This is a genomic window from Mesocryomonas lacus, assembly GCF_055730105.2.
On sequence record NZ_JBUZWF020000004.1, the window covers coordinates 566,307 to 591,562 of the forward strand.

The following is a 25,256-nucleotide window of genomic DNA, read 5'->3' on the forward strand; positions in this document are numbered from 1 at the left end:
CTCAGGCGGACAAAAGTAGTGCCTCTTCAGGCCGATAGCTCTGGATCCCGGCGGGACGGCCGAAGGCATACCCCTGGAGGAGGTGACATCCGGCAAGGCCCAGCAAGACGGCTTGCTCCTCCGTCTCCACCCCTTCGGCTGTAACCTTCATGCCCAGACCGTTGGCGATCGTGACGGTCCCGGCGACCATCACCGCAGCTTCCGCGTCGACGTCCACCCGGCTGGCCAGCGACTTGTCGATCTTGATACGGTCGAAGCGATATTCCCGGAGGTAGCCGATGCTGGTGTAGCCGGTGCCGAAATCGTCAAGGGCGATGCCGATCCCGAGAGCCCTGAGGTTCCCCATCGCCTCCTTCGCCCGGGTCGGCTGATCGATGAGGTATCCCTCGGTCAGTTCAAGGTCGAGGCGATCCCCGGGAAACCCCGTGGCCTTCAGTACGTCGGCCACGTTCTCCTCGAAGCGCGGATCATGGAACTGGACGGGCGACACGTTGACGCTCAGCCGTACGCCGGGACTGTCGCGCCAATCGGTGCAAGCGCGTGTCAGCACGTTCAGCCCGATGCGGTGAATGAGCCCGCTCGTCTCCGTTACCGGGATGAAGACGTCAGGGCCAACCGGTCCAGCAGGTCGGCGGGGCCAGCGCAGCAGCGCTTCGACCGCCCGCATGTGACGGCCGCTGGCGTCGACGATGGGCTGGTAGACGACGTCGAACTCGTCTCGATCGATGGCGAGACGCAACTCCGCCTCCATCTCGCTTCTCCGGATGCGGCCCTCGTCGAGGTCTGGATGGAAGGCGACCGCGTGGTTCGCCCCCCCGTCCTTTGCCGCAGACAGCGCGACGTCCGCACGTCGCAGCATTTCCTCGACGTCGCACGTTCCGACCGCCGTCGACGAAATGCCAATGCCCAAGGTGACCATGATCGGTCTTCCGCCGACGTCGATCGGGTTGCGGAAGCAGTCGAGAATGAGGCTGACGATCCGAGTGCCCTGGTCGTCTGACTCTGAGATCCGGTCGAGGAAAGCGAACTCGTCGCCACCGATGCGGGCTAGTTTGACGCCTGCGGGAACGGCATCGAGAAGTCTATCGGCTATCGCGACGAGGAGCCGGTCCCCCACTTCGTGCCCATAAGTGTCGTTGACCTCCTGAAACCCGTCGATGTCGATGAAGGCCAGTGTTGCTGAAGCCCGTCTTGGTCCGGCAAATGTCTTTTCCAAGCTCGAGATCAGCGCCTTTCGGTTCGGCAATCCCGTCAAGCTGTCGGTCAGCAGAGCCCCACGCAGCCGCATCGCCGCCGATGACAGTCGGCGCAACCCGTAGACCAGGAGGACGACGAACGAGGCGACGAGCAAACAGACGGCAGCAAGGATCGAGGTGACCTTCGGCCGGACGACCGCTGCCGCTTCCTCTCCCGGTAGACGTGGCTGCCAGGTCAACACGCCAATGCGGGTTCCGGCAGGTGACATGAGGTCGATTCCGGCGACGCCCGTGGCCGGGACCGGATTGAGAGCGAGACCATCGATGTCGAACATGGATGCCAGGCTCGCGAGAAGATTACCGTCGATCCGCTTGTACATCAGGAGATAACGGTTCGATGGCGCGGCGAGAACGTCATCGCTCTCCGTCGGACGGATACGCTCGGTTGCCACGAGAGCGAAAAATCCTCCGAGATTGACAATTCCCTTGGCGACCGCGTTGTCGGTGCCAGGCAGAACGATACCGTCAAGCGCGAGGCGGCGGCTGAAAGTGAGCCCGTCCATCGCGGCGAAATCCACACCCTTCGCGTGGCCCCACCAAACGCTCATGTCGGGATTGAGGATCGCGACGCCGTCGTAATTCGTGCCGACGTCCGCCGTGCTCCCCCATGTTTCATAGAACCAGTCCACATCAGGCTTGGTGCTGTTCACCTGCTCGTAGGCGATGGACCAGTAGGCGTTGTCGGTCACCATGCCGACCAGGCTGTCCATCGCGGAATCAACGGCGGCATGGACCGACTGTTCCGTCCGCGCGGCATCCAGCTCGTTGGTCTTATCGACGACCGCTCCAAGGCTTGCCTGGAGCGTCAGCACGATGCCGCCGACGATGGTGAGACCGCCCACGACGGACAGTGTTACGAGTAGCCATGCACGTGGGATCATCATCTGTCCGCAAGCTCTTAGGTGCCTACCGACTAGCCTGCCATTCTTAAGATATGGCCCCGGCTGTACTGCCGATTGTCTTCATACCAGGCGTTTGGTTTCGATGGTTTGCGAAATGCTGGATCGATCCCTCGCTGCGTCTCGAGGAGGCCGAGGTCGGGCAGGATGGCAAGGATTGCGCCGTCGAACCGGTCTCGGACCGCGAAACTCTGTCCCGTGCCATCCGCTGACAGCCAGTCGCCTTCGCCAAATGCCTGGTCCGTCAGAAGGGAATTGTCGGCGATAGCGCTCACAGGTCTCTTCCAAGTTGGCCGCAAGGTCGGACGAGTGCTGGCAATTGACAGTCACAATTATGGTATACCATGATACGGGATATCAACGCCGTCGGGAGCGATCCGCCCATGGAAATCCGCAAGACGCTTCTTCAGGTCGAGACCACCCTGATTGAAGGTGGCAAGGCGGCCCCGATGCCGCTCAAGCTCTTCGCGGCGATCGCCGTCGTCCGCAATCCGTGGGCCGGCCGGGGTTTTGTCGAGGATCTGAAGCCGGAGATCCATGCGGGCGCCCCGATCCTCGGCGAGTTCCTAACCCGCATGATCCTCGACGCGGTCGGCTCTGGCGAGGCGGTCGAAGCCTACGGCAAGGCGGCCGTGGTCGGGCTGGACGGCGAGATCGAGCATGCGTCAGCGCTGATCCATACCCTGCGCTTCGGCAACCACTACCGACAGGCTGTCGGTGCCAAGTCCTGCCTCGCCTTCTGCAACACGCGAGGGCCGGCGAATGCGCCGGTGATGATCCCGCTGATGGACAAGAACGATGAGGGGCGGCGGTCCCACTACCTGACGATCCAGACCGCCGTGCCGGACGCGCCGGCGGCCGGAGAGATCCTCGTTGCGCTCGGCGCCTCGGTCGGCGGGCGACCGCATCACCGGATCGGCGACCGCTATCAGGACCTCAAGGATCTCGGCCACGATGTCTCCAACCCAGCCTCGGTTTAGGACGCCCGGTGGGGCAGCCTTCCGCGAGGCAGGCTGCGGCGAACCGCTGCTGCTGATCCACGGCGTCGGCATGCGCCTCGAGGCGTGGGAACCGCAAATGGCCGCGTTGTCGTCCACGCACCGTGTCATCGCGCTGGATCTGCCGGGGCATGGCGCCAGCGATGCCTTGCCGGCGGGGTCGCCGCTTGAGGCCTTCGTCGAATGGCTTGGCCGAACGATCGACGAACTGGGTCTCGGCGCGGTCAACCTTGCCGGGCATTCCATGGGCGCCCTGGTCTCGGGCGGGGCTGCGGCGACTTTCGGGCCGCGCATCCGGCGCGTCGCCCTTCTCAACGGCGTGCACCGTCGCTCGCCGGAGGCCCGGGCGGCGGTCGAGCAGCGGGCGAGAGAGATCGCGGCGGGCGGGGTCGACCTTGAAGGGCCGCTCCGGCGCTGGTTCGGGAATGGCGCCGAGACCGAAACGGCCTACCAGTTGACGCGCGACTGGCTCGCCGGTGTCGACCTCGCCGGCTATGCCACCGCCTATGCCGCCTTTGCCGGCGGCGATGAAACCTATGCCGACGCCTGGCCGCAGATCGACGCCGAGGCACTGTTCATGACCGGCGACGGCGATCCGAACTCGACGCCTGAAATGGCGCAGGCGATGGCCGAGGCCGCCCCGCACGGGCGAGCCGTGATCATTCGTGGACACCGTCACATGGTGAACCTCACCGCCCCGGACGAAGTGAACCAACACCTCGCCGACTGGCTCCGCCGCTGACCCCTGAACTGGGAGAAACGAGCATGACCACCTTCGATCCCCGCGCCCTCCGAGATGCCTTCGGCGCCTTTGCCACGGGCGTCACCGTCGTCACCAGCCGCACGGGCGACGGAACGCCGATCGGCTTCACGGCGAATTCCTTCGCGTCGGTGTCGCTGGATCCGCCGCTGCTGCTCATCTGCCTCGCCAAGACCTCCCGTAACTTCGCCAACATGACGGCCGCTCGGGCGTTTGCGGTGAACGTTCTGGCGGAGGATCAGAAGGACGTCTCCAACACCTTTGCCAAGCCTGTGGAGGACCGTTTTGCGGCAGTCGAGTGGCAGGACGGGCCAACCGGCTCGCCGGTCTTCCCGGGGGCCGCAGCCTGGTTCGACTGCACAGCCGAGCAGATCGTCGACGCGGGCGATCATGCGATCCTGATCGGCCGGGTCTCGGGGTTCGAAAACTCCGGTCGCAACGGCCTTGGCTACTTTCGCGGCGGCTATTTCACGCCGGCGCTCGAAGCCAAGGCGCTGCGTGCGGCCGGGGATGGCGAGACGCGGGTCTCTGCGGTGGTCGAGCGTGCCGGCGAAATCCTCCTGGTCCCGTCCGGCGCGGACCGCTTCGCGCTGCCGGGAACCGTGATCGGCGAGCGTGATCCGGCGGAGGCGCCCGAGGACGACCTTCGGTCGCGGACGAACGTCTCGGCGACGGCAGGCTACCTCTTCTCGGTGTTCGAGGATCGAGCCGGCGGCCAGCAGAACATCGTCTACCGGGCCAGCGCCGCGCGCGGGGAGCCGAGCGACGGCACGTTCTTTCCCATCGACGCCCTGCCGATGGACCGCCTCGCCAATTCCCAGACGGCAGACATCCTGCGCCGCTACGTCGCCGAAAGCACGCTCGGCAGTTTCGGCGTCTATATCGGCAATGAAACGACGGGAAGGGTCCATCCCCTTCCGGGAAGGGCTTGAGCCATGAAGTTCTCCCTCTTCGTCCACATGGAGCGGCTCGGCGCGGACCAGCGCCAGGAGGATCTCTACCGGGAGTTTCTGGCTCTCTGCGAAATCGCGGACCAAGGCGGGATGCATGCCATCTGGACCGGCGAGCACCATGGCATGGACTTCACGATCGCGCCGAACCCGTTCGTCACGATCGCCGCTCTCGCCAACCGGACGAAGAACGTGCGCCTCGGCACCGGAACGGTGATCGCGCCCTTCTGGCACCCGATCAAGCTTGCCGGCGAAGCGGCGATGACGGATCTCATCACCGGGGGGCGTCTCGATATCGGCATTGCCCGCGGTGCCTATTCCTACGAGTACGAGCGGCTGCATCCCGGCCTCGACGCCTGGGGCGCCGGGCAGCGCATGCGCGCGCTCATTCCGGCGACCAAGGCGCTCTGGGCGGGCGACTACGCCCATGAGGGCGAGTTCTACCAGTTTCCCGCGACGACCTCGGCGCCGAAGCCCGTGCAGCAGCCGGGACCGCCGATCTGGGTCGCCGCCCGCGATCCGAACAGCCACGTGTTCGCCGTCGCCAACGACTGCAACGTCCAGGTGACCCCGCTCTGGCAGGATGACGGCGAGGTCCGCACGCTGATGGACCGCTTCGAGTCGGCCTGCGCGGCGCATCCGGAGAAGGCGCGGCCGAAGATCATGCTGCTTCGTCACACCTATGTCGGTTCCGACGACGCCGATGTCGCGGAGGCCGCGCGCGAGCTGTCGGTCTACTACAACTACTTCTTCGCCTGGTTCAAGAACGAGCGCCCTGTCAGCCAAGGCCTGATGCAGCGCCTTTCGGCCGACGACCTGGCGGCCAACACCATGGTCTCGCCCGAGGTCATGCGCGCCAACAACGTCGTCGGCGACGCGGAGGCAGTCATCGGTCGCATCAAGGCCTACGAGGCCATGGGCTACGACGAATACTCGTTCTGGATCGACACTGGCATGCCCTTCGAGCGCAAGCGGGCCTCGCTGGAGCGCTTTATCGCCGACGTGATGCCGGCCTTCGCGGAGTGAAGCAGATGCGGCGGTTCCAAAGCTACATCGACGGCGCCTTCACCGACGGCGAGGCGAGCTTCGCCAGCCTCGACCCGTCGACCGGCGAGACCTGGGCCGACATGCCGGAGGCGCGCGAGGCCGACGTCGACCGCGCGGTGCGGGCGGCAGACCGCGCCCTTCGCGAAGGCGACTGGCCGAAACTGACGGCCAGCGCCCGCGGCCGCCTCCTCTACCGCCTCGCCGATCTCGTTGCGGCGCACGCCGGGGAACTCGCGGAACTCGAAACGCGGGACACCGGCAAGATCATCCGCGAGACGTCGGCGCAGATCGCCTACGTCGCCGACTACTATCGCTATTATGCCGGCCTTGCCGACAAGATCGAGGGCGCAGTGCTGCCGATCGACAAGCTGGACATGGAGGTCTGGACCCGCCGCGAACCGATCGGCGTCGTCGCCGCGATCGTGCCGTGGAACAGCCAGCTCTTCCTCGCCGCCGTCAAGATCGGACCGGCTCTCGCCGCCGGGTGCACGCTGGTCGTCAAGGCGTCCGAGGATGGCCCCGCGCCGCTGCTGCATTTCGCGCGGCTCGTCCACGAGGCGGGCTTTCCCGCGGGCGTCGTCAACGTCATCACCGGTTTCGGTCCGTCCTGCGGCTTGGCGCTGACGCGCCATCCCCTCGTCGCCCATGTGGCCTTCACCGGGGGTCCGGAGACGGCACGCCATGTCGTGCGCGGCACGGCTGAGAACCTTGCATCGACCTCGCTGGAGCTGGGCGGCAAGTCGCCGTTCGTGGTCTTCGCGGATGCCGATCTCGCCAGCGCCGCCAATGCGCAGGTTGCCGCGATTTTCGCGGCGACCGGCCAGAGCTGCGTCGCCGGCTCGCGCCTCGTGGTGGAGCGCAGCGTCAAGGACCGCTTCCTCGCGATGCTCCGCGAGAAGGCGGAGCGCTTCGCCATCGGCGCGCCGCTGGAGATGTCGACGGAGGTCGGTCCGCTCTGCACGCTTCGCCAGCGCGAGCACATCCAGGCGCTGGTCGACCGCGCGGTCGCGGCCGGCGCGCGTATCCTGACGGGGGGACGCGTGCCGGACGGCGCCGGCCACTTCTACCCGCCGACCCTTCTCGACTGTGACGGCGGCGGCTCGCCGGCGTTGGCGGAGGAGTTCTTCGGACCCGTCCTCTCCGCCGTGTCCTTTACGACCGAAACCGAAGCGATCGAGATCGCCAACGACACGCGCTTCGGCCTCGCGTCCGGCGTCTTCACGACCAACCTCGCCAAAGCCCACCGGATGGTGCGGGCTCTCCGGGCTGGCGTCGTCTGGGTCAACACCTACCGCGCCGTTTCGCCCATCGCGCCGTTCGGGGGCACGAAGATGTCCGGCCATGGACGCGAGGGGGGACTTGCCGCCGCCCTCGACTACACACGCACCAAGACGGTCTGGCTGCGGACATCAGACGATCCGATTCCGGATCCGTTCGTCATGCGCTGACGGCCGAACGTCGCAAGGCCGGGGCCGGAACAGCTCAACACGCACCAACTGGGAGGATGACATTAAGAAGACCCTTATCGCCGCGCTGGCGGCATCCCAGTCGCAGCAGCTCCTCGCCTCTCTCGACTCGCTGGCCCTTATGAATCCAGCGATCAAAGACCTTGCCCGATCGGCAAACCGCCAGCCAAGTCAACGCGGACATGGCCTACTGGGCTGAACATCGCGATGAGATCGGCACGCGATGGTACGCCTGGCACGTGCAGTAACGGACAGAAGCACTCGTGCGTCGTCTCCCAAGACCACGCCCGAGCCCGCGCCGTCTGGCTCGGCTTCGATCCGCAAGCCACGCATGTCTTCTGCTGATACAGTCGGCTTGCGACACGAATTTCGACCGAGGGAACGACAGCAGCATGACGGAAGCAGCGTCCGCGACACCCAGTTCACGCATGGCGAGCATGCGCGTCGAGCGTCCCCAGCGGACGCTGCGGGAACTGACGCTGGAGAAGATGCGCGAGTCGATCCTGGAGCAATACTTCAAGCCGGGGGAGCGCCTGGTCGAGCGCGACCTCTGCGAGCAGCTCGGTGTCAGCCGGACGATCGTCCGCGAGGTGCTCCGGCACCTCGAATCGGAAGGCCTCGTGTCGAACGTCGCGCAGCGCGGCCCGATCGTCGCGGAAACCTCGCTCGAGGAGGCACGCCAGATCTACGACATCCGCGGTGCCCTGGAAGGGCTGGCGGCCGGCATTTGCGCCGAACGCCGCGGCGCTGCGGCAGCCGACAAGCTGGAGGTCATCCTCGGGCAGATCCGCGCGGCCTACGCCGCCGGCGACATGCGACAGGTCCTTGCCGAAACCAGCGAGTTCTACCGCGTCCTGTTCGAGGAGGCCGAGTGCGACATTGCCTGGAACATCGTGAGTTCCCTCACCGCCCGGATCAACCATCTCCGCTCGATGACGATCAAGACCGAGCACCGCGACGTCGAGGGGCCCGCCCAGATGGACCGGGTCATCGCCGCCATCCGCGCCCGGAACCGCAACGACGCGACCGCGGCGGCCGCGCAGCACGTCTCGAACGCATCCCGCATCGCCGTGGCGCTGCTCAGCCGCCGCACTCCGTAAAGAAGGAAAGCGGCCGATCATCGAGGGTGGCGCCGTGCCCGCTGTGGAGCCCCGCCGATAGCCCCGACCTCCCCCGCCGCTTCGCCTAAAGTCTCGGCGAGTCCAACGCCGGCCAATGGCAGCGCTGCGACACTCAGCCAGTTGCACCGGCGCATCCGTTCGCCTAAGCCGCGGTAAATCGGTAAACGGATTATCCTGCAAGCGCGGGTTGCTGCCGCAAGGCCATCAGACCGCACCGCTCCGCCATCGCGTGGCGCAGCGGGGGCGAAGGGAAGCAGGGCATGTCGACGATCGCAATTGCTCCAGCGCGGGCTGGCACGGCCACGCTTTCCATTCTCCTCGCGGTCAGCGGCTGCCACCTGCTGAACGACGTGATGCAGTCGCTGCTGGCCTCGCTCTACCCGCTGCTGAAGGCAAACTACGGCCTCGACTTCGTGCAGATCGGCCTGTTGACCATGGCATTCCAGGTGACGGCCTCGCTGCTGCAGCCGGCTGTCGGCGTTGTCGCCGATCGCTGGCCGATGCCCTACGCCTTGCCCGTCGGCATGGCCAGCACGCTGGTCGGGCTGGTGCTACTCGCGCATGCCGGCAGTTTCGCCACGCTGGTCGGCGCCGCGTGCCTCGTCGGCTTGGGATCCTCGATCTTCCATCCCGAGGCGTCGCGCGTCGCCCGGCTGGCCTCCGGGGGCCGGCACGGCTTTGCGCAATCGCTGTTCCAGCTGGGCGGCAATGCGGGAACGGCGGTGGGTCCCTTGCTCGCCGCCTTCATCGTGCTGCCCTACGGCCAGGAAAGCATCGCCTGGTTCGCCGGCATCGCGCTCACCGGGATGATCATCCTGACCTGGACGGGCCGCTGGTACGCCGCACACCGGCGCACGAATGCTGGCCGGCCGGCCGCGAGCCGCGCTCTGCCGCTGCCGAGGGGCGACGTCCTTCTGGCGCTGGGCATCCTGATCCTCCTGACCGCCACCAAAAACGTCTACATGGCGAGCTTCTCGAGCTACTTCACCTTCTACACGATCGATCGCTTCGGGCTCAGCGTCCGCGACGCGCAGCTGATGCTGTTCCTGTTTCTCGGCGCGGCGGCGGTCGGCACCTTTGCCGGCGGGCCGATCGGCGACCGGTATGGCGCGCGCTTCGTGATCTGGTTCTCGATCCTCGGCGTCATCCCGTTCGCGCTGATGCTGCCCTATGCGAACCTCTTCTTCACCGGCGTCCTGAGCGTCACCATCGGCCTGATCCTCGCCTCGGTCTTCCCGGCCATCGTCGTCTTCGCACAGGAACTGCTGCCGGGCCGGGTCGGCCTCGTCGCCGGCATCTTCTTCGGCTTCGCATTCGGCGCTGGCGGGCTCGGCGCCGCGCTGCTCGGCACGATCGCCGATACGAACGGCATCGGTTTCGTCTACCGGGTGATCTCTTATCTGCCGATCCTCGGTGTCGCGACGGTCTTCCTGCCGAAGCTGAAACGCTCGTGAGCCGATCGTCCGGGGACCCACCTCGCCGTACACTGTGGAGCGCCGGTCCGGAAACGCTGCAGCGGCAGGAGGTTCTCCAGCGCGCAGCAAGAGGCGCAAGCCAGTTCGCGACGACCCTGAAACGTGAGAGCATCCCTGCCATCGCGGCGGCCGTTCCCGCCGCAGCGTGACGAAGGAGACCTGGATGAGCGACGATCACCCGCACTCGGACCACGAGCCGCGCTGGAAGCACGATGGCATTCGCGTGATCAAGGGCGATGCGCTGGACGCCAACACCCCGCAGACGCCCGGCATGTTCCGCCAGGCGGCGATCAACGCCGCCCGCGTCGGTGCGCAGAAGATCTGGGCGGGCACGGTGAGCATTGCGCCGGATGCCAAGACCGGCGTCCACCATCACGGTGCGCTAGAAAGCGTGATCTACGTCGTCAGCGGTAGAGCGCGACTGCGCTGGGGCGACCGGCTGGAATTCGTTGCCGAAGCCGAGCCCGGCGACTTCATCTTCGTGCCGCCCTACGTGCCGCACCAGGAAATCAACGCCGACCCCGCGCAGCCGCTGCAATGCGTCCTCGTGCGCTCCGACAATGAGGCCGTGGTCGTCAACATCAGTGATGTCGACCCGGTGGAAAAGCCGGAGGAAGTCTACTGGGTCGACCCGATCCACAAGCACCCGCAAGGCTGAAGCGGCGGCATTAAACGTCGAGCGCGGTGTCGCGCTCCCAGGCGGTGAAGTGGCTGCAGAAGCTGGTCCATTCGCCGTGCTTCAGTTTCAGATAGGCGGTGGAGAAGGCGGGTCCCATCGCCTGCTGCAGGCCTTCGTCGGCCTCGAAGGCGCGCAAGGCGTCGAGAAGGTTCAGCGGCAGTTTCGGCGCACCGGTGACTGTATGGCCGTCGCGGTACATGTCGATGTCGTGGTGCGGGCCGGGATCAGCCGCATTGCGAATGCCGTCAAGGCCGGCGGCGAGAATGATGGCCTGGAGGAGATAGGGGTTCACCGCCCCGTCCGGCAGGCGCAGCTCGAAGCGGCCGGGTCCAGGGACACGGACCATGTGGATGCGGTTGTTGCCGGTCCAGGTGACCGAGTTCGGCGCCCAGGTGGCGCCGGAGATGGTGCGCGGGGCGTTGATGCGCTTGTAGGAATTGACGGTTGGATTGGTGACCGCGGCGAGCGCCGAGGCGTGCTGCATGATGCCGCCGAGAAACTCCCGCCCCTTCGCCGACAGGCCGAAAGGCATCGCCTTGTCGGCGAAGGCGTTGACCGTGCCGTCGCTATTCCAGACCGAGACATGGCAGTGGCAACCATTGCCGGTCAGCCCCTCGAAGGGTTTCGGCATGAAGGTGGCGCGCAGGCCATGCTTCTCGGCGATCGACTTCACCATGAACTTGAAGAAGGAGTGCTTGTCGGCGGTGGCGAGCGCGTCGTCATAGGCCCAGTTCATCTCGAACTGGCCGTTCGCGTCCTCATGGTCGTTCTGGTAGGGCTCCCAGCCGAGTTCCAGCATGGCGTCGCAGATCTCGGCGATGACGTCGTAGCGGCGCATGACCGCCTGCTGGTCGTAGCAAGGCTTGCCGGCCGTATCGTATTCGTCGGAGATCCGGTCGCCCTTCGGCGTGATCAGGAAGAACTCCGCCTCGACGCCGGTCTTCACCCGCAAGCCCATGGCCGCCGCCTCGCCCACCAGCCGTTTGAGGACGACACGCGGCGCCTGCTCGACCGGGGCGTCCTCCATCACGCAGTCGGCGGCGACCCAGGCGACGTCCTTCTTCCAGGGGAGCTGGATCACCGAGGACGCGTCGGGCACCGCGAAGAGATCGGGATGGGCGGGGGTGAGGTCGAGCCAGGTGGCAAAGCCCGCGAACCCCGCCCCGTTCGCCTGCATCTCGGCGATCGCCTGCGCCGGCACCAGCTTGGCGCGCTGTCCGCCGAAGAGGTCGGTATAGCTGATCATGAAGTACTTGATGCCGCGCTCGGCGGCGTAGGCGGAGAGATCGGTGGTCATGGCGGTCCCCTGGATCGGCTGCGGTGGGCGGAGGGACGGTGGTCCGGTCGCTCCCCCCGAAGCGGCCGGCCGCCGGTTCGAAGCTCTAGAAATTCCCCTTGCCGGGGATCCAGCTGGTGCCGGCGAGCGGCACCTGCGCCATCGCCGAGGCCTCCAGCGTCAAGGCGCAAAGGTCTTCGGGCTCGAGATTGTGCAGGTGGTTCTTGCCGCAGGCCCGGGCGATGGTCTGCGCCTCCAGCGTCATCACCTTCAAATAGTTGGCGAGGCGCCGGCCGGCCGCGACCGGATCGAGCCGCTGCGCGAGCGCCGGATCCTGCGTGGTGATGCCGGCGGGATCCTTGCCCTCGTGCCAGTCGTCATAGGCGCCGGCGGTGGTGCCGAGCGCGTTGTACTCCGCCTCCCATTTCGGATCATTGTCGCCGATGGCGACGAGCGCGGCGGTGCCGATGGCGACGGCGTCCGCGCCCAGCGCCAGCGCCTTGGCGACATCGGCCCCGTTGCGGATGCCGCCGGAGACGATCAGCTGCACTTTGCGGTGCATGCCGAGGTCCTGCAGCGCCTGCACCGCCGGCCGGATGCACGCGAGAATCGGCTGGCCGACATTCTCGATGAACACGTCCTGCGTCGCCGCCGTGCCGCCTTGCATGCCGTCGAGCACGACGACGTCCGCCCCCGCCTTCACCGCCAGCGCGGTGTCATAGTAAGGCCGGGCACCGCCGACCTTGATGTAGATCGGCTTCTGCCAGTCGGTGATCTCGCGCAGCTCGAGGATCTTGATCTCGAGGTCGTCCGGCCCGGTCCAGTCGGGATGGCGGCAGGCCGAGCGCTGGTCGATCCCCTCCGGCAGGTTGCGCATGCGGGCGACGCGCGGCGAGATCTTCTGCCCGAGCAGCATGCCGCCGCCACCGGGCTTGGCGCCTTGCCCGACGACGATCTCGATCGCATCGGCGCGGCGCAGATCCCGCGGGTTCATGCCGTAGCGGGACGGCAGGTACTGGTAGACCAGCACCTCGGAATGGCCGCGCTCCTCGTCGGTCATCCCGCCGTCGCCGGTGGTGGTCGAGGTGCCGGCGAGCGTCGCACCGCGGCCGAGCGCCTCCTTGGCATTGCCGGACAGAGCGCCAAAGCTCATGCCGGCGATGGTGATCGGCGTCTTCAGGTGGATCGGCTTCTTGGCAAAGCGCGTGCCGAGCACGACCGAGGTATCGCAGCGCTCGCGATAGCCCTCGAGCGGATAGCGCGACATCGACGCGCCGAGGAACAGGAGGTCGTCGAAATGCGGCAGCTTGCGCTTCGAGCCGCCGCCGCGGATGTCGTAGATGCCGGTCGCCGCTGCCCGGCGGATCTCGGCCAGCGTGTGGTCGTCGAAGGTGGCGGACTTGCGCGGCGGCGTCGGCGGGTTCTGATAGCTCATGACGGTTCCCTCAGCTCAGTACGCGTCGGCATTGTCGATGTTGAAGGTGTAGAGCCTGCGGGCCGAGCCGTAGCGCCTGAACTCGCCGGCGCTGGCGCCCTCGACGCCAGCCTTGGCGAGAAGACCCTCGAGGACGGCGAGGTGCTCTGGCCGCATCTCCTTCTCGATGCAGTCGGCGCCGAGGCTCTTGACGCTGCCGCGGACGAACAGCCTGGCCTCGTAGAGGCTGTCGCCGAGCGCCTCGCCGGCATCGCCCAGGACGACGAGGTTGCCCGACTGCGCCATGAAGGCCGACATGTGGCCGATCGAGCCTTCGACGACGATGTCGATGCCCTTCATCGAGATGCCGCAGCGCGAGGCGGCGTTGCCGCGGATGACGAGAAGGCCGCCGCGGCCGGTGGCGCCGGCATATTGCGAGGCATCGCCCTCGATGACAACGGTGCCCGACATCATGTTCTCGGCGACTCCCGGCCCGGCCGAGCCGCGCACCGTGACGGCGCCGCCATCGTTCATGCCGGCGCAGTAGTAGCCGACGGAGCCTTCGACGGTGACCGTCACCGGCGCATCGATGCCGACTGCCACCGAATGGCTGCCGCGCGGGTTGATCACCTCAAACGCAGTATCGTTGGCGCCAGGCGCGAGGTCATGGAGCGCCTGGTTCAGGTCGCGCAGCGGCGTGGCCGCGAGGTCGAAGACGGGCATGGCAGATCCTTGAAACGCGCGGGGCAGAAAGAGGCTCAGGCGGCCGTGCGGTGATCCCAGAAGTAGACCGTGGCCGGCTCGGGCTCCCAGACGCGGGCGGTCTCGATGCCCGGCAGGTCGACCAGTGCCCGGTACTCGGAGCCGAAAGCGACGTAGCGCTCGGTTTCGGCCATCACCGCCGGCTTGCAGGCAATGGGGTCGCGCAGAACGCCAAAACCGGATTTCGTGCCGACGACGAAGGTGAAGAAGCCGTCGAGATCGTCGAGCGCCGAGGTCAGCGCCTCGCCGAGGTCCTTGCCCCTTCCCATCTCGGCGGTGAGGTAGGCGGCGGCGACCTCGCTGTCGTTCTGGGTCTCGAAGGTCATGCCCTCCTGCGCTAGCGTGCGGCGGAGATTGTTGTGGTTCGACAGCGAGCCGTTGTGGACGAGGCACTGGTCGGCACCGGTCGAGAACGGATGCGCGCCCATGGTGGTGACGGCGGATTCGGTGGCCATGCGGGTGTGGCCGATGCCGTGGGTTCCCGCCATGCCCGCAACGCCGAAGCGCGCGACGACATCCCGTGGCAGGCCGACCTCCTTGTAGATCTCGACGCTGTCGCCGGTGCCCATGACGCGGAGCGTCGGCGAAAATTGCCTCAGCGCCTCCCGCACCGGACCGAAATGCAGGTGATCGAGCGTCACGACGGCGTGCGAGCTCTTGCGGGTCAGGCTTGCCGTCCCGCCGGTCAGCTCGGCAAGGCGAGCCTCCACCGCCGGAAAGTCGGCGTCCGGCCGGGCTGACTGCACGGTGATCTTTGCCATGCCGTCCACGGGAGCGCCGTAGATGGCGATGCCGGCCGAATCCGGGCCGCGGTCGGTCATCGTGACCAGCATGGCTGAGAGAAGACCACCAAGCTGCGGCTCCAGCGCCTTGTCCTTCAGGAACAGTCCGACGATGCCGCACATGACCAAGCCTTTCCCCAGGTTCGATCCCCAAGGTATGGCAAATCAAGGGAAAGAGTTCAACTGGGAAGAAATACTGTTTCCTCTGAGGAGATACGCTAATCGCTTCCATGGCGGTGAGGCTAAGCTTACGCTTTCACAGACATCGCCGAACTACGCCGCCCCACCCCCTCGCGCAGAAGGTCGCCGCCCCCCCGGTTTGCGCCCGAAAGGCAGTAGCCCAAACAACGTGTTCTAGACTCCGGATCATCTCCCGTTGCAGGGATGGAGCCACCCGACCGAAGGATGCCCACGGGACCCCACGGAGAAGACGCCAATGCTCGCGCTTTACATCGCCAACAAGAACTACTCGTCCTGGTCGCTGCGGCCCTGGGTGCTGATGAAGACGCTGGGCATTCCGTTCGAGGAGCGGATGCGGCCCTTCGCCTATGGCCCGGACGCCCCGCCGCGCGACTTCTCTCCGACCGGCAAGGTTCCGTGTCTCGACGATGGCGGCCTGATGGTCTGGGATTCGCTGGCGATCTGTGAATACCTCGCAGAGAGCCATGCCGCCGTCTGGCCGGCGGACCGGGAGGCCCGCGCGTTCGCCCGCTCGGCAGCGGCCGAGATGCATTCGGGTTTTTCGGCGCTGCGGAATGCCTGTCCGATGAATGTCGGGCTGACGGTCAGCCTGCCCTCACCCTCCGCCGCGGTCACCGCCGATCTCGCCCGGCTGTCGGCGCTCTGGAACGAGGGACTGTCGCGTTTCGGTGGACCGTATCTTGCGGGGAACAGCTTCACCGCGGTCGACGCCTTCTTCGCGCCGGTCGCCTTCCGCATCAAGACCTTCGGCCTCGTCATCACCGGCGCCGCCGCCGGTTACGCGCCGACGCTCCTCGACCTGCCGGCCATGCGCGACTGGACGGCGGCGGCCGAAGCGGAAACCTTTCGCGAGGAAGGGCACGAGGATGAGATCCGCGCCGTCGGACCCTGGACCGAGGACCGCCGCGCCACAGCGTAAGCCGGCGGCGGCAGCGTCAGCTGCCGCCGATGCCAAACCACCAGGCGGCAAGGCCCAGGAAGGCGAAGAAGCCGACGACGTCGGTGACCGTCGTCACGAAGGTCCCTGAGGCGATGGCCGGGTCGGCGCCGACCCGGTCCAGCACCAGCGGAATGAGGATGCCGGCGAGCGCGGCGGCGATCATGTTGATGATCAGGGCAAGGCCAATGACCTGCCCGAGCCCGGCATTCTCGAACCAGAGGCCGGCGACGACGCCGATGATCACCGCAAAGACGACGCCGTTGATGAGGCCGACCAGGAGCTCCCTGCGCACCACGCGTCCGGCATTGTAGATGTCGATGTCGCGCGTCGCGAGCGCGCGCACCGCCACCGTCATGGTCTGCGTGCCCGCATTGCCGCCCATCGAGGCGACGATCGGCATCAGCACGGCCAGCGCCACCATCTGCTCGATGGTCGCGTCGAAGAGGCCGATGACCAGCGAGGCGAGAATCGCGGTGCCGAGGTTGATGAAGAGCCAGAGAAAGCGCGAACGCACGGTCGTCAGCACGGTGTCCGACAGCTCTTCGTCGCCGACGCCGCCGAGCCGCAGAAGATCTTCCTCCGCCTCGGCCTGGATGACGTCGACGACGTCGTCGATGGTCAGGATGCCGACGAGGCGCTCGTTCTCGTCGACCACCGCGGCGGACAGAAGATCGTACTGCTCGAAGATCTGCGCGGCTTCTTCCTGGTCCATGCCCGCCGGGATCGCATGGCGCGTCTCGTGCATGATCTCGTCGATCGTCTCCGGCCGGCGGGCGCGCAGGATCCGGTCGAGATCGACGGCCCCCTGCAGCTTGAACGAGGGGTCGACGACGAAGATCTGCGAGAAATTGTCGGGCAGGCCGTCCTCTTCGCGGAGGTAGTCGATGGTCTGGCCGACCGTCCAGAACGGCGGCACCGCGACGAACTCGGTCTGCATGCGCCGGCCGGCCGATTCGTCCGGATATTCCAGCGCCCGACGCAACCGGACACGCTCGCGGAACGGTAGCTGGTCGAGGATCTCCTTGCGGTCGTCCTCGTCCATGTCCTCGAGGATGTAGACCGCGTCGTCCGAATCGAGCTCACGCACCGCCTCGGCGATCTGCGCGTTCGGCATCGCGCCGACGATCTGCAGGCGAATCGCCTCGTCGACCTCGGTGAGCGCGGTGTAGTCGAACTCGTCGCCCATCAGGCGGACGAGGGACTGGCGATCGTCCTGGCTCAGATGCTCCAGGAGGTCGCCGAGCTCGGACTCGTGCAGCGAGCCGACGTCCTGCTTCAGGTGTTCGGCGTCATCGCGCGACAGCGCCTCGGTGACGCTGTGCAGAAAGCCCGAATCGAAGTCGCCGTCGGCGTCGTAGATCTCGCGACGCGCCTCGCCAGTCTCGGGGACCGCGACGCCTGGGATGCGGGCGTCCAGCGCGTCGCTCTCGGGCTTCAGCTCAGCCATGGCCGCCCTCCTGACGCCGCTTGCAAATCAGCATGGGCTTAGAACATGGCAACCGAAATAGGAAACCGCTTTTCCGCTTCCCGGCGAGAAGCGTTCAGAACAGCAGCGGCAGTCTGGAAGGCCGGCAGTGCACAGTGCTTCCAGCGCTTTCCGGCGCTAGGCGGCCGGCGCGGTGCCGGCCTCGATGGTGAGATCGCCGTCCGCGCCGACGGAGACGGAGAGGCCGGTATAGTCGAGGCTCCAGTTCTCCCCGCCGAGGGTCTCCGGCTTCAGCATGGAGGCGATGACGAGAACCGGGGAACCGGCGGCCTTGCCGGCGGCGATGCCGGCCGGGGCGTCCTCGAAGACGATCGCGTCGGCCGGCGCGACGCCGAGCCGGCGGGCAGCCTCGAGATAGCCCTGCGGGTCCGGCTTGCCCTTCGTGACGTCCTCGGCGGTGATGAGAACATCCGGCGGCGTGATGCCGGCGGCCTTGAGGCGGATGCGGCAGAGGTCGAGGTCGGCCGAGGTGACGATGGCCCAGCGGTCGGCGGGAATCGAAGCAAGGAAGGGCTCCACGCCGGCAATGGCGACGATTCCCTCGACATCCTCGCGCTCCTGACGGCTCAGTTCGGCAGCGACAGCGTCGGGATCGAGCCCGGGCGGGCAGACCTCGCGCACGGTGTCGATCATCCGGCGGCCGTGCGCGACGGCAATGATCGCCTCGCCGTCCATGCCGTTCTCCTCGCCCCACTGTCGCCAGATCCGCTCGAACACGGCGGCCGACAGGAGCAGCGTGCCGTCCATGTCGAAAATCAGGGCTTTCGCCCGCAGGGGATGCTGGAAATGCGAGGCCAAACTATCGTCCTTTCGCCGGCAGCCGCTTGGCCGCTCCGAACAGGGCGACGCACCCTCATGCACGCCGGCCCGAAATGCAGAAAGCCGGGGTCGTGAGACACCCGGCTTTTCTGTTGCACTGGCATTCCGGTTGGTAGACCGGAATGTACCGAACACTTCGAGTTTTCCCGTCAGAGAAAACTGGTGCGGCCGAGAAGACTCGAACTTCCACGGGTTGCCCCACAGCGACCTCAACGCTGCGCGTCTACCAATTCCGCCACGGCCGCACACCGTGTTCACCGCTCGTTTCCGACCGGCTGCGGGCATGTAACAAACCCCCGGCACGGGCACAAGCCGAATTACGCAGCTTCTTGGATATTCGTCGCGACGGCCTGCTTTTCCCCAGCCGCCACGATCGCTAGATAGAGGCATGGACGCTCTTCCCCTGCCCGCCTCGCCGCGCCTCGATGTCGAAGCCCGGCAGTTTCATTCGATTGCCGGCGCGCCGCCGGTGGCATGGCTGATCTTCGACGGCCTGACCGGCTATGACGACGCCGTGGCCTTCATGGAGGCCCGTGTGGCGGGAATAGCTTCAGGCGCGGCGCCGGAAACGGTGCTGCTGGTCGAGCACCCGCCGCTCTACACCGCTGGCACCAGCGCCGACGCCGGCGACCTCGTCGATCCCCAGCGCTTCCCGGTGCATGCGAGCGGCCGCGGCGGCGAATACACCTATCACGGCCCCGGACAGCGGGTGGCCTATGTCATGCTCGACCTGAAGCGCCGGCGGCAGGACGTGCGCGCCTTCGTCTCGGCGCTGGAGAACTGGATCATCGGAACGCTCGATGGCTTCCAGGTGCGCGGCGAGCGGCGCGAAGACAGGGTCGGCGTCTGGGTGCGGCGGCCGGACCGACCGCTGATGCCGGATGGCGGGATGGCCGAGGACAAGATCGCGGCAATCGGCATCCGCCTGCGCAAATGGGTGACGTTCCACGGCATCAGCCTCAACGTCGATCCCGACCTCGACCATTTCGGCGGCATCGTGCCTTGCGGCGTCCGCGTCCACGGCGTCACCAGCCTTGTCGACCTCGGCCTGCCGGTGTCGATGCCGGATGTCGACCGGGTCCTGCGCAAGAGCTTCGAGGACGTGTTCGGGCCGACGGTCGACGCGGCCCTTGCTGTCGACGTTTGAGAATCAGGCGAATTCCATGATCACCGCGTCGACCGCCAGCGTATCGCCGGCGGTGGCGCGGACCGGGCCAACGACGAGATCGCGCTCGGCGCGCAGCACGTTCTCCATCTTCATCGCCTCGACGACGGCGAGCGTCTCGCCTGCCTTCACCGCCTGCCCTTCCGCCACGAGAATCGAGACGACGAGCCCCGGCATCGGGCAGAGCAGGAGTTTCGACGTATCCGGCGGCAGCTTGACCAGCATCAGCCGGTCGAGAGCGGCAACAGTGGGCGACAGAGTGCGGGTGACAATCCAGAAGCCGTCGATGAGGATGGAAACACCCTTCGGCGAGGTTCGGACCTGCGCGTAGACCGGAACGCCGTCTAGTTCGAGCGCGACATGGTGCTGGCCGTGAACTGGCCGGCCGGCAAGGAGCATGGCGACTCCATCGACCGTCAGCGCCATCGCCGCGCCATCCGAAGGGCCCGCCAGCTGCACGGCGACGTAGGTGCCGTCGATCTTCACCTCGAAGGCCGAAGCCCCGGCCCCGGCCGGCCGCAACCGGTCAGCGTGGCGGGCCAGACGCTGCTGCTCGGTGATCTCGATGGCGACGGCCAAGGCAGCCGCGCGGCGGCGGGCGGCATCACCGAGCGGCGGACGGGAGAAACCTTCCGGATATTCCTCGGCGATGAAGGCGGTCGACAGCCGCCCTTCCTGCCAGCGGGGATGGCGCATCAGCGCCGAGAGAAACGGGATGTTGTGCGCGATGCCGCCGATCTCGAATCGCTCGAGGGCAGCGATCATCGCCCCGATCGCGCCTTCGCGAGTTTCGGCATGGGTGCAAAGCTTGGCGATCATCGGATCGTAGAACATGGAGATCTCGGCGCCCTCGGTGACGCCGGTATCGTTGCGCACCGTCGCCTCGCCGAGCGCCCCCTCGGCTGGAGGGCGGTAGCGGGTCAGCCGGCCGATCGAGGGCAGGAAGCTGCGGAACGGGTCCTCGGCATAGATCCGGCTCTCGACGGCCCAGCCATCGAGGCGGACGTCGTCTTGGGTCAGGCGCAGCGTCTCGCCGGCGGCAACCCGCAGCATCTCCTCGACGAGGTCGATGCCGGTGACGAGCTCGGTGACGGGATGCTCGACCTGCAGCCGCGTGTTCATCTCGAGGAAATAGAAGTTCCGATTGGCATCGACGATGAACTCGACGGTGCCAGCGCTCTGGTAGTCGACCGCCTTGGCGAGCGCGACGGCTTGCGCCCCCATGGCGGCGCGCGTCTCGGCGTCGAGGAACACCGAGGGCGCCTCCTCCACGACCTTCTGGTTCCGGCGCTGGATCGAGCATTCGCGCTCGCCGAGGTGGATGACGTTGCCATGGGCGTCGCCGAGCACCTGAATCTCAATGTGACGGGGGTCGACGACGAACTTCTCGACGAAGAGCCGGTCGTCGCCGAAGGAGGACGCAGCTTCCGACCGGGCCCGCTTGAATCCGTCGCGGCACTCGGCCTCGTTCCAGGCAATGCGCATGCCCTTGCCGCCACCGCCGGCGGAGGCCTTCAGCATCACGGGGTAGCCGATACCATCGGCGATCCGCACAGCTTCGTCGGCATCGGCGATGACGCCGAGATGGCCGGGCACGACGCTGACGCCGGCGGCCTTGGCGAAAAGCTTCGACTGGATCTTATCGCCCATGGCCCGGATCGCCTTGGGCTTCGGGCCGATGAAGACGATGCCTTCCGCTTCCAGGCGTTCGCAGAACTCGGCGTTTTCGGAGAGGAAGCCGTAGCCGGGATGGACCGCCTCGGCGCCGGCCTGCCGGCAGGCATCGAGGATGCGCGCGCCGACGAGGTAGCTCTCAGTGGCCGGCGACGCACCGATGTGGACCGCCTCGTCCGCCATCTCGACATGCAGCGCGTCCGCGTCGGCGTCCGAATAGACGGCGACGGTGGCAATCCCCATCCGCCGCGCGGTCTTGATCACGCGGCAGGCGATTTCGCCGCGGTTGGCGATCAGGATTTTCTGGAACATGGACTTTCTCCGGCGCGGCACGACCGGACAAGTTCTGGCCGGTCGTTCGGCGCTCGGCAAGTCGGACCAAAGTTGCGCGACGCTGCTCGGGGCTGAGACTGTACCGAAAAAGCGTTGCTTGCCGACGCCGAAAGTCGTCAGGGCGCCTCTTATCTTACATCAGTAGACTTCTCGAGGCCGCTGATAGAAAACAGCTCTATGGCAGCGTCGATGGGAACAGCGGCGTTGCACGACCGGCTTCATCGAGGTCCCGCCGACGGACAATGCTTTCGCGCCAGACGATGTAGATGCCGGAGGCGATGATGATCGCGATGCCCAGCCACTTCATCGCATCCGGGAAATCGCCGAACAGGACGAGGCCGAAAAGCGTGGCGGTGACGATCTCGAAATAGCCGAAAGGCGCCAGCACCGAGCCCGGCGCCATGCGGTAGGCGTAGCCGAACATCAGATGGCCGATCATGCCGACGAGCCCGATCAGGAAGAGGAGGCTCCAGCTGAGCCAGCCGACCGGCATCACCATCGTGAGTTCCGGCACCGCGAGCCAGGCGCCGGTGGCGAGAACGGCGCCGAGGAAGAGCGTGCCGCCGATGCCGGCGTAGAAATGCATGGAGAGCGGCGAGCTGCCGCGCGACAGCTTTCGCCCGAGCACCAGGTAGACCGCGACGCAGACGGCGCTGAGCGCCGGCAAGGTGGCGATGGGACCGAGCACCGCGAAATTCGGGCGGATGACGATGACGGCGCCGATGAAGCCGGTGAGGACGGCAAGCGAGCGGCGCCAGCCGATCGTCTCCTTCAGCATCAGCGCCGAAAGGAGCGTGATGACCATCGGCTCGACGAAGAAGATCGCGATGGCATCGGCGATCGGCATCGCGGTCAGCGCCTTGAAGAACAGGTAGCTGCCGAAGGCCAGCAGCACGCCGCGCAAGAGGTTCAAGGCGAGATCGCTCGGCCGCAGCCCGCCGATGCCCTCCTGCCAGAGCAGCAGCGGCAGCGAGAGCAGCGCCTGCAGGGCGAACCGCACGAAGGCATCTCGACGGCGGGCAGCCCGTGGTTCTCGCCGAGATATTTCGCCGACGCGTCGAGCACCGGCAGCAGCAAGGCGGCGAGCGTCACCAGAAGGATGCCGAGCTTGATCTCGGACGGCGTGCTGTCGGGAATCGCGGGGGAAACGGCCATGCCCGACCATGGCAGAACGCTTAAGGGGCCGCTATGTCAGAACCAGCCCACAAGGAACCCGCCGACGTGACCATTCTCTACATCGACGCCGATGCCTGCCCGGTGAAGGACGAGGCGCTGGAGATCGCCGAGCGGCATGGCGCGGAATGCGTGCTGGTGTCGAACGGCGGCATGCGGCCGTCGCGCTATCCCTCTGCCCGCATTGTGACCGTCACCGCTGGGGCGGATGTCGCCGACGACTGGATCGTCGAGCAGGCGGTGCGCGGCGACGTCGTCGTCACCGCCGATATTCCACTGGCCGCCCGCGCACTGGAGAAAGGCGCGCTGGTGCTGAACTCCAATGGCCGCGATTTCACGCCAGAGAGCATCGGCACGGCGCTGTCGATGCGGGCCTTCAGCCAGCATTTGCGCGAGACCGGCGAGAGCAAGGGCTACAATGCCGTGTTCACCCCCGCCGACCGCTCGCGCTTTCGCCAGAGCCTCGACCGGTCTCTGAGGAATGCCGCTCGAAGCACCTGATTAAAATGGCTGAAACGCGATTGGGGACAGGCGCCTAGGACCGCGTCAGCGCTGGCCGCACACGAAATCGTAAACGGGCTCATCGGCTTGTGACGGCGCCCTGCTTGACGCTGATCGCCGGTTGCGATCATGACAAGAAGGGCAGCAAAAGGTCTGCCGGAGACCTTCGAGCATGGCCGCAAGACCCAAGGGACCCCTGGTCTACAAGCAATTCCTCAGCACGCGGGTGACGCACTGGCTGTGGGCGATCTGCCTGTTCTTCCTGCTGCTCTCCGGCCTGCAGATCTTCATGGCGCGGCCGGACCTCTATCTCGGCATCCAGTCAGGCTTCGGCTTCGACAATTCCTTTCTGACCATCGGCGCCGGCTTCGACGGGCCCAACATGCGGGGCGTCACCGAAATCTTCGGCTACCGCTTCGACACCACCGGCTGGCTCGGCGCTATCTGGGTCGACGGCAATCTCGAGGGCAAGACCTTTCCGGGCTGGATGACCATCCCCTCCTACCGCGACCTCGGCACCGGGCGCGTGGTGCATTTCTTCTTCGCCTGGATTCTGGTCGCGACGCTGCTGGTCTGGCTGGTGGCGAGTATCATCAACGGACACTTCCGCCGCGACGTGGTGCCGACGCCGACCGATCTGCGGCAGCTGCCGCAGGACGTCGCCGACCACGCACGGCTGCGCTTCCACCACGGCCGGAGATACAACGTCCTGCAGAAACTGTCCTATGCCGGCGTGCTGCTGGTGGCACTGCCGTTGATGATCCTGACCGGGCTCACGATGTCGCCGGGAATGAACGCCTTCGCGCCTTGGCTGGTCGACGTCTTCGGCGGCCGCCAGACGGCCCGCACGATCCACTTCCTGGTGATGCTGGCGCTCGTCCTGTTCTTCGTCGTCCACATTCTCATGGTGATCGCCGCCGGTCCCCTGAACGAGCTGCGCTCGATCGTCACCGGCTGGTACCGCACCGATCCGGAGGCAAAGTAATGGCCGCCCTGCAGCTTTCCCGCCGCCGCTTCCTCACCGGCTCGGCCGTGGTCGCCGCCGCTGCGCCGCTCAGCGGCTGCTTCGATATTGCCGGCCGCAGCGATGTGCGCAGCGTGCTCGAATACGCCAATTCGCTGACCTACCGGGCGCAGCGCCTGCTCCTCGGGAGCGACAACCTCGCCACCGAATTCTCCGAGAGCGAGATCCGCCAGCCGCAGCGTCCGAACGGTTCGACCGATCCGCAGGACGAGGCCTACCTCACGCACGTTTCCAACAATTTCAAGGACTACCGCCTGTCCGTTACCGGGCTGGTGGAGAAACCGCTGAGCCTCTCGCTGGACGAGATCCGGGCGATGCCGGCGCGAACCCAGATCACCCGGCACGACTGCGTCGAGGGCTGGAGCTGCATCGCCAAATGGACGGGCACGCCGCTTGGCCCCATCCTTGACGCGGCCGGCGTGAAGCCCGAGGCGCGCTTCGTCGTCTTCCACTGCTTCGACAGCTATGGCGTCAGCTTCACCGGGCCGGTGCAGTTCTACGGCTCGATTGATCTCGTCGACGCCCACCATGCCCAGACGATCCTCGCCTACGGCCTCAACGGTCAAACGCTGCCGGTCGCCAACGGCGCGCCGCTGCGCGTGCGGGTCGAGCGCCAACTCGGCTACAAGATGTCGAAATACATCGCCGGCATCGAACTCGTCGACAGCTTCGCCGGCTTCGGCTCCGGCCGCGGCGGCTACTGGGAGGACAACGGCTACGACTGGTTCGCAGGAATCTAAGCATCGCGCAGCTTGATTTGAAACGGCTGCCCTGAGGGCGTAGGTTCAAGGGAAGGTTCAACATTCCCGGAGAACTGCCATGGATCAGCAGCCGAGCCTGAACGATCTCCTTACCGCTGATCCCGAGATCATGGGCGGTGCGCTTGTCTTTCGCGGCACGAGGGTGCCGGTCGAAGTGCTTTTCGAAAACCTCGCGGACGGGATGACCGTCGATGAGATCCTGGAAGACTACGAGTCGCTCTGCCGCAGCGATGTGATCCGGGTGCTGGAGCTGACGTCGTCCGCCCTCATCCGGCCCGCTGCCGCGGCATGAAG

24 protein-coding genes, 1 tRNA gene and 4 pseudogenes are annotated in these 25,256 nt (G+C 66.6%); 16 read left to right on the plus strand and 13 right to left on the minus strand.

What is annotated here, in order from left to right:
• Position 1: 1 nt before the first annotated feature.
• Positions 2-1,966: a putative bifunctional diguanylate cyclase/phosphodiesterase gene (locus ACZLZQ_RS16895; protein ID WP_472950360.1), complete on the minus strand. Its 1,965-nt coding sequence runs from the start codon at positions 1,964-1,966 to the stop codon at positions 2-4.
• 18 nt (positions 1,967-1,984) lie between these two features.
• Between ACZLZQ_RS16895 and ACZLZQ_RS16900 the strand changes: the two genes are divergently transcribed.
• Positions 1,985-2,119: a hypothetical protein gene (locus tag ACZLZQ_RS16900; protein ID WP_472950361.1), complete on the plus strand. Its 135-nt coding sequence runs from the start codon at positions 1,985-1,987 to the stop codon at positions 2,117-2,119.
• Positions 2,120-2,169: 50 nt separating this feature from the next.
• On the opposite strand, the gene ACZLZQ_RS16905 is transcribed toward ACZLZQ_RS16900, so the two are convergent.
• A complete protein-coding gene (locus tag ACZLZQ_RS16905; RefSeq protein ID WP_472950362.1) occupies positions 2,170-2,430 on the minus strand; it encodes a hypothetical protein in 261 nt (86 codons plus the stop codon).
• 108 nt (positions 2,431-2,538) lie between these two features.
• On the opposite strand from ACZLZQ_RS16905, the gene ACZLZQ_RS16910 reads away from it, so the two are divergent.
• From ACZLZQ_RS16910 to ACZLZQ_RS16950, 9 genes and pseudogenes are all read left to right on the plus strand, one after another.
• Complete coding sequence (locus ACZLZQ_RS16910; protein ID WP_472950363.1) at positions 2,539-3,135, plus strand: amino acid synthesis family protein; 597 nt, start codon at positions 2,539-2,541, stop codon at positions 3,133-3,135.
• Entirely contained in the window at positions 3,110-3,895 is a 786-nt protein-coding gene (locus ACZLZQ_RS16915) for an alpha/beta fold hydrolase (RefSeq protein WP_472950364.1), read from the plus strand. The genes ACZLZQ_RS16910 and ACZLZQ_RS16915 overlap by 26 nt, the downstream gene beginning before the upstream one ends.
• Before the next feature lie 23 nt (positions 3,896-3,918).
• On the plus strand, positions 3,919-4,845 hold the full coding sequence (locus ACZLZQ_RS16920; RefSeq protein WP_472950365.1) for a flavin reductase: 927 nt from the start codon (positions 3,919-3,921) through the stop codon (positions 4,843-4,845).
• A gap of 3 nt (positions 4,846-4,848) precedes the next feature.
• A complete protein-coding gene (locus ACZLZQ_RS16925) occupies positions 4,849-5,889 on the plus strand; it encodes an LLM class flavin-dependent oxidoreductase (RefSeq protein WP_472950366.1) in 1,041 nt (346 codons plus the stop codon).
• A 5-nt stretch (positions 5,890-5,894) separates the two neighbouring features.
• Positions 5,895-7,358 carry an aldehyde dehydrogenase gene (locus ACZLZQ_RS16930; protein ID WP_472950367.1) on the plus strand — a complete coding sequence of 488 codons (1,464 nt, stop codon included), beginning with the start codon at positions 5,895-5,897 and terminating at the stop codon, positions 7,356-7,358.
• A gap of 118 nt (positions 7,359-7,476) precedes the next feature.
• Positions 7,477-7,624, plus strand: a pseudogene (locus ACZLZQ_RS16935) (ABC transporter substrate-binding protein); the annotation flags it as partial.
• A gap of 144 nt (positions 7,625-7,768) precedes the next feature.
• A complete protein-coding gene (locus tag ACZLZQ_RS16940; RefSeq protein ID WP_472950368.1) occupies positions 7,769-8,476 on the plus strand; it encodes a GntR family transcriptional regulator in 708 nt (235 codons plus the stop codon).
• A 281-nt stretch (positions 8,477-8,757) separates the two neighbouring features.
• Positions 8,758-9,951, plus strand: coding sequence for an MFS transporter (locus ACZLZQ_RS16945; RefSeq protein WP_472950369.1), 1,194 nt, complete (start codon positions 8,758-8,760; stop codon positions 9,949-9,951).
• A gap of 184 nt (positions 9,952-10,135) precedes the next feature.
• Complete coding sequence (locus ACZLZQ_RS16950; RefSeq protein ID WP_472950370.1) at positions 10,136-10,630, plus strand: cupin domain-containing protein; 495 nt, start codon at positions 10,136-10,138, stop codon at positions 10,628-10,630.
• Between the two features lie 10 nt (positions 10,631-10,640).
• On the opposite strand, the gene glnT is transcribed toward ACZLZQ_RS16950, so the two are convergent.
• From glnT to ACZLZQ_RS16970, 4 genes are all read right to left on the minus strand, one after another.
• On the minus strand, positions 10,641-11,948 hold the full coding sequence (glnT, locus tag ACZLZQ_RS16955) for a type III glutamate--ammonia ligase (protein WP_472950371.1): 1,308 nt from the start codon (positions 11,946-11,948) through the stop codon (positions 10,641-10,643).
• An 85-nt stretch (positions 11,949-12,033) separates the two neighbouring features.
• The gene (locus tag ACZLZQ_RS16960; RefSeq protein ID WP_472950372.1) at positions 12,034-13,362 is read right to left on the minus strand and encodes an FMN-binding glutamate synthase family protein; all 1,329 of its coding nucleotides are present in this window, start codon (positions 13,360-13,362) and stop codon (positions 12,034-12,036) included.
• A 15-nt stretch (positions 13,363-13,377) separates the two neighbouring features.
• Positions 13,378-14,064, minus strand: a complete 687-nt coding sequence (locus ACZLZQ_RS16965) for a GltB/FmdC/FwdC-like GXGXG domain-containing protein (protein WP_472950373.1) — start codon at positions 14,062-14,064, stop codon at positions 13,378-13,380.
• A 35-nt stretch (positions 14,065-14,099) separates the two neighbouring features.
• Complete coding sequence (locus tag ACZLZQ_RS16970; RefSeq protein WP_472950374.1) at positions 14,100-15,008, minus strand: class II glutamine amidotransferase; 909 nt, start codon at positions 15,006-15,008, stop codon at positions 14,100-14,102.
• Positions 15,009-15,321: 313 nt separating this feature from the next.
• Between ACZLZQ_RS16970 and ACZLZQ_RS16975 the strand changes: the two genes are divergently transcribed.
• Complete coding sequence (locus ACZLZQ_RS16975; RefSeq protein ID WP_472950375.1) at positions 15,322-16,005, plus strand: glutathione S-transferase family protein; 684 nt, start codon at positions 15,322-15,324, stop codon at positions 16,003-16,005.
• A gap of 16 nt (positions 16,006-16,021) precedes the next feature.
• Here ACZLZQ_RS16975 and mgtE read toward each other — a convergent pair whose 3' ends face one another.
• The 3 genes from mgtE to ACZLZQ_RS16990 form a co-directional block, all read right to left on the minus strand.
• On the minus strand, positions 16,022-17,473 hold the full coding sequence (mgtE, locus tag ACZLZQ_RS16980; RefSeq protein WP_472933256.1) for a magnesium transporter: 1,452 nt from the start codon (positions 17,471-17,473) through the stop codon (positions 16,022-16,024).
• A gap of 156 nt (positions 17,474-17,629) precedes the next feature.
• Positions 17,630-18,310, minus strand: coding sequence for an HAD-IA family hydrolase (locus tag ACZLZQ_RS16985; RefSeq protein ID WP_472950376.1), 681 nt, complete (start codon positions 18,308-18,310; stop codon positions 17,630-17,632).
• Positions 18,311-18,491: 181 nt separating this feature from the next.
• Positions 18,492-18,576 (minus strand) — tRNA-Leu (locus ACZLZQ_RS16990).
• Positions 18,577-18,719: 143 nt separating this feature from the next.
• Here ACZLZQ_RS16990 and lipB point away from each other — a divergent pair.
• Positions 18,720-19,478, plus strand: coding sequence for a lipoyl(octanoyl) transferase LipB (gene lipB / locus ACZLZQ_RS16995; protein ID WP_472950377.1), 759 nt, complete (start codon positions 18,720-18,722; stop codon positions 19,476-19,478).
• A 3-nt stretch (positions 19,479-19,481) separates the two neighbouring features.
• Here lipB and ACZLZQ_RS17000 read toward each other — a convergent pair.
• From ACZLZQ_RS17000 to ACZLZQ_RS17015, 4 genes and pseudogenes are all read right to left on the minus strand, one after another.
• Positions 19,482-19,751: pseudogene (locus ACZLZQ_RS17000) on the minus strand (acyl-CoA carboxylase biotin carboxyl carrier protein subunit); the annotation flags it as partial.
• 18 nt (positions 19,752-19,769) lie between these two features.
• Positions 19,770-20,075 (minus strand): annotated as a pseudogene (locus ACZLZQ_RS17005) (hypothetical protein); the annotation flags it as partial.
• Between the two features lie 44 nt (positions 20,076-20,119).
• Positions 20,120-21,482 (minus strand): annotated as a pseudogene (locus tag ACZLZQ_RS17010) (acetyl-CoA carboxylase biotin carboxylase subunit); the annotation flags it as partial.
• A gap of 196 nt (positions 21,483-21,678) precedes the next feature.
• Entirely contained in the window at positions 21,679-22,503 is an 825-nt protein-coding gene (locus ACZLZQ_RS17015; protein WP_472950378.1) for a DMT family transporter, read from the minus strand.
• A gap of 188 nt (positions 22,504-22,691) precedes the next feature.
• On the opposite strand from ACZLZQ_RS17015, the gene ACZLZQ_RS17020 reads away from it, so the two are divergent.
• From ACZLZQ_RS17020 to ACZLZQ_RS17035, 4 genes are all read left to right on the plus strand, one after another.
• Positions 22,692-23,177, plus strand: coding sequence for a YaiI/YqxD family protein (locus tag ACZLZQ_RS17020; protein ID WP_472933252.1), 486 nt, complete (start codon positions 22,692-22,694; stop codon positions 23,175-23,177).
• 172 nt (positions 23,178-23,349) lie between these two features.
• Positions 23,350-24,162: a cytochrome b/b6 domain-containing protein gene (locus ACZLZQ_RS17025; protein ID WP_472950379.1), complete on the plus strand. Its 813-nt coding sequence runs from the start codon at positions 23,350-23,352 to the stop codon at positions 24,160-24,162.
• A complete protein-coding gene (locus ACZLZQ_RS17030; protein ID WP_472950380.1) occupies positions 24,162-24,941 on the plus strand; it encodes a molybdopterin-dependent oxidoreductase in 780 nt (259 codons plus the stop codon). The genes ACZLZQ_RS17025 and ACZLZQ_RS17030 overlap by 1 nt, the downstream gene beginning before the upstream one ends.
• A 79-nt stretch (positions 24,942-25,020) precedes the next feature.
• Positions 25,021-25,254, plus strand: coding sequence for a DUF433 domain-containing protein (locus ACZLZQ_RS17035; RefSeq protein ID WP_472933249.1), 234 nt, complete (start codon positions 25,021-25,023; stop codon positions 25,252-25,254).
• Positions 25,255-25,256: the final 2 nt, after the last annotated feature.

What these genes read in the sequence shown, in the direction of transcription:
- ACZLZQ_RS16895 (WP_472950360.1), bottom strand. Translation starts at nt 1,966, where the DNA reads ATGGACAGCCTGGTCGGCATGGTGACCGACAACGCCTACTGGTCCATC.
- ACZLZQ_RS16900 (WP_472950361.1), top strand. Translation starts at nt 1,985, where the DNA reads ATGGACCGACTGTTCCGTCCGCGCGGCATCCAGCTCGTTGGTCTTATC.
- ACZLZQ_RS16910 (WP_472950363.1), top strand. Translation starts at nt 2,539, where the DNA reads ATGGAAATCCGCAAGACGCTTCTTCAGGTCGAGACCACCCTGATTGAA.
- ACZLZQ_RS16915 (WP_472950364.1), top strand. Translation starts at nt 3,110, where the DNA reads ATGTCTCCAACCCAGCCTCGGTTTAGGACGCCCGGTGGGGCAGCCTTC.
- ACZLZQ_RS16920 (WP_472950365.1), top strand. Translation starts at nt 3,919, where the DNA reads ATGACCACCTTCGATCCCCGCGCCCTCCGAGATGCCTTCGGCGCCTTT.
- ACZLZQ_RS16925 (WP_472950366.1), top strand. Translation starts at nt 4,849, where the DNA reads ATGAAGTTCTCCCTCTTCGTCCACATGGAGCGGCTCGGCGCGGACCAG.
- ACZLZQ_RS16930 (WP_472950367.1), top strand. Translation starts at nt 5,895, where the DNA reads ATGCGGCGGTTCCAAAGCTACATCGACGGCGCCTTCACCGACGGCGAG.
- ACZLZQ_RS16940 (WP_472950368.1), top strand. Translation starts at nt 7,769, where the DNA reads ATGACGGAAGCAGCGTCCGCGACACCCAGTTCACGCATGGCGAGCATG.
- ACZLZQ_RS16945 (WP_472950369.1), top strand. Translation starts at nt 8,758, where the DNA reads ATGTCGACGATCGCAATTGCTCCAGCGCGGGCTGGCACGGCCACGCTT.
- ACZLZQ_RS16950 (WP_472950370.1), top strand. Translation starts at nt 10,136, where the DNA reads ATGAGCGACGATCACCCGCACTCGGACCACGAGCCGCGCTGGAAGCAC.
- glnT (WP_472950371.1), bottom strand. Translation starts at nt 11,948, where the DNA reads ATGACCACCGATCTCTCCGCCTACGCCGCCGAGCGCGGCATCAAGTAC.
- ACZLZQ_RS16960 (WP_472950372.1), bottom strand. Translation starts at nt 13,362, where the DNA reads ATGAGCTATCAGAACCCGCCGACGCCGCCGCGCAAGTCCGCCACCTTC.
- ACZLZQ_RS16965 (WP_472950373.1), bottom strand. Translation starts at nt 14,064, where the DNA reads ATGCCCGTCTTCGACCTCGCGGCCACGCCGCTGCGCGACCTGAACCAG.
- ACZLZQ_RS16970 (WP_472950374.1), bottom strand. Translation starts at nt 15,008, where the DNA reads ATGTGCGGCATCGTCGGACTGTTCCTGAAGGACAAGGCGCTGGAGCCG.
- ACZLZQ_RS16975 (WP_472950375.1), top strand. Translation starts at nt 15,322, where the DNA reads ATGCTCGCGCTTTACATCGCCAACAAGAACTACTCGTCCTGGTCGCTG.
- mgtE (WP_472933256.1), bottom strand. Translation starts at nt 17,473, where the DNA reads ATGGCTGAGCTGAAGCCCGAGAGCGACGCGCTGGACGCCCGCATCCCA.
- lipB (WP_472950377.1), top strand. Translation starts at nt 18,720, where the DNA reads ATGGACGCTCTTCCCCTGCCCGCCTCGCCGCGCCTCGATGTCGAAGCC.
- ACZLZQ_RS17020 (WP_472933252.1), top strand. Translation starts at nt 22,692, where the DNA reads ATGTCAGAACCAGCCCACAAGGAACCCGCCGACGTGACCATTCTCTAC.
- ACZLZQ_RS17025 (WP_472950379.1), top strand. Translation starts at nt 23,350, where the DNA reads ATGGCCGCAAGACCCAAGGGACCCCTGGTCTACAAGCAATTCCTCAGC.
- ACZLZQ_RS17030 (WP_472950380.1), top strand. Translation starts at nt 24,162, where the DNA reads ATGGCCGCCCTGCAGCTTTCCCGCCGCCGCTTCCTCACCGGCTCGGCC.
- ACZLZQ_RS17035 (WP_472933249.1), top strand. Translation starts at nt 25,021, where the DNA reads ATGGATCAGCAGCCGAGCCTGAACGATCTCCTTACCGCTGATCCCGAG.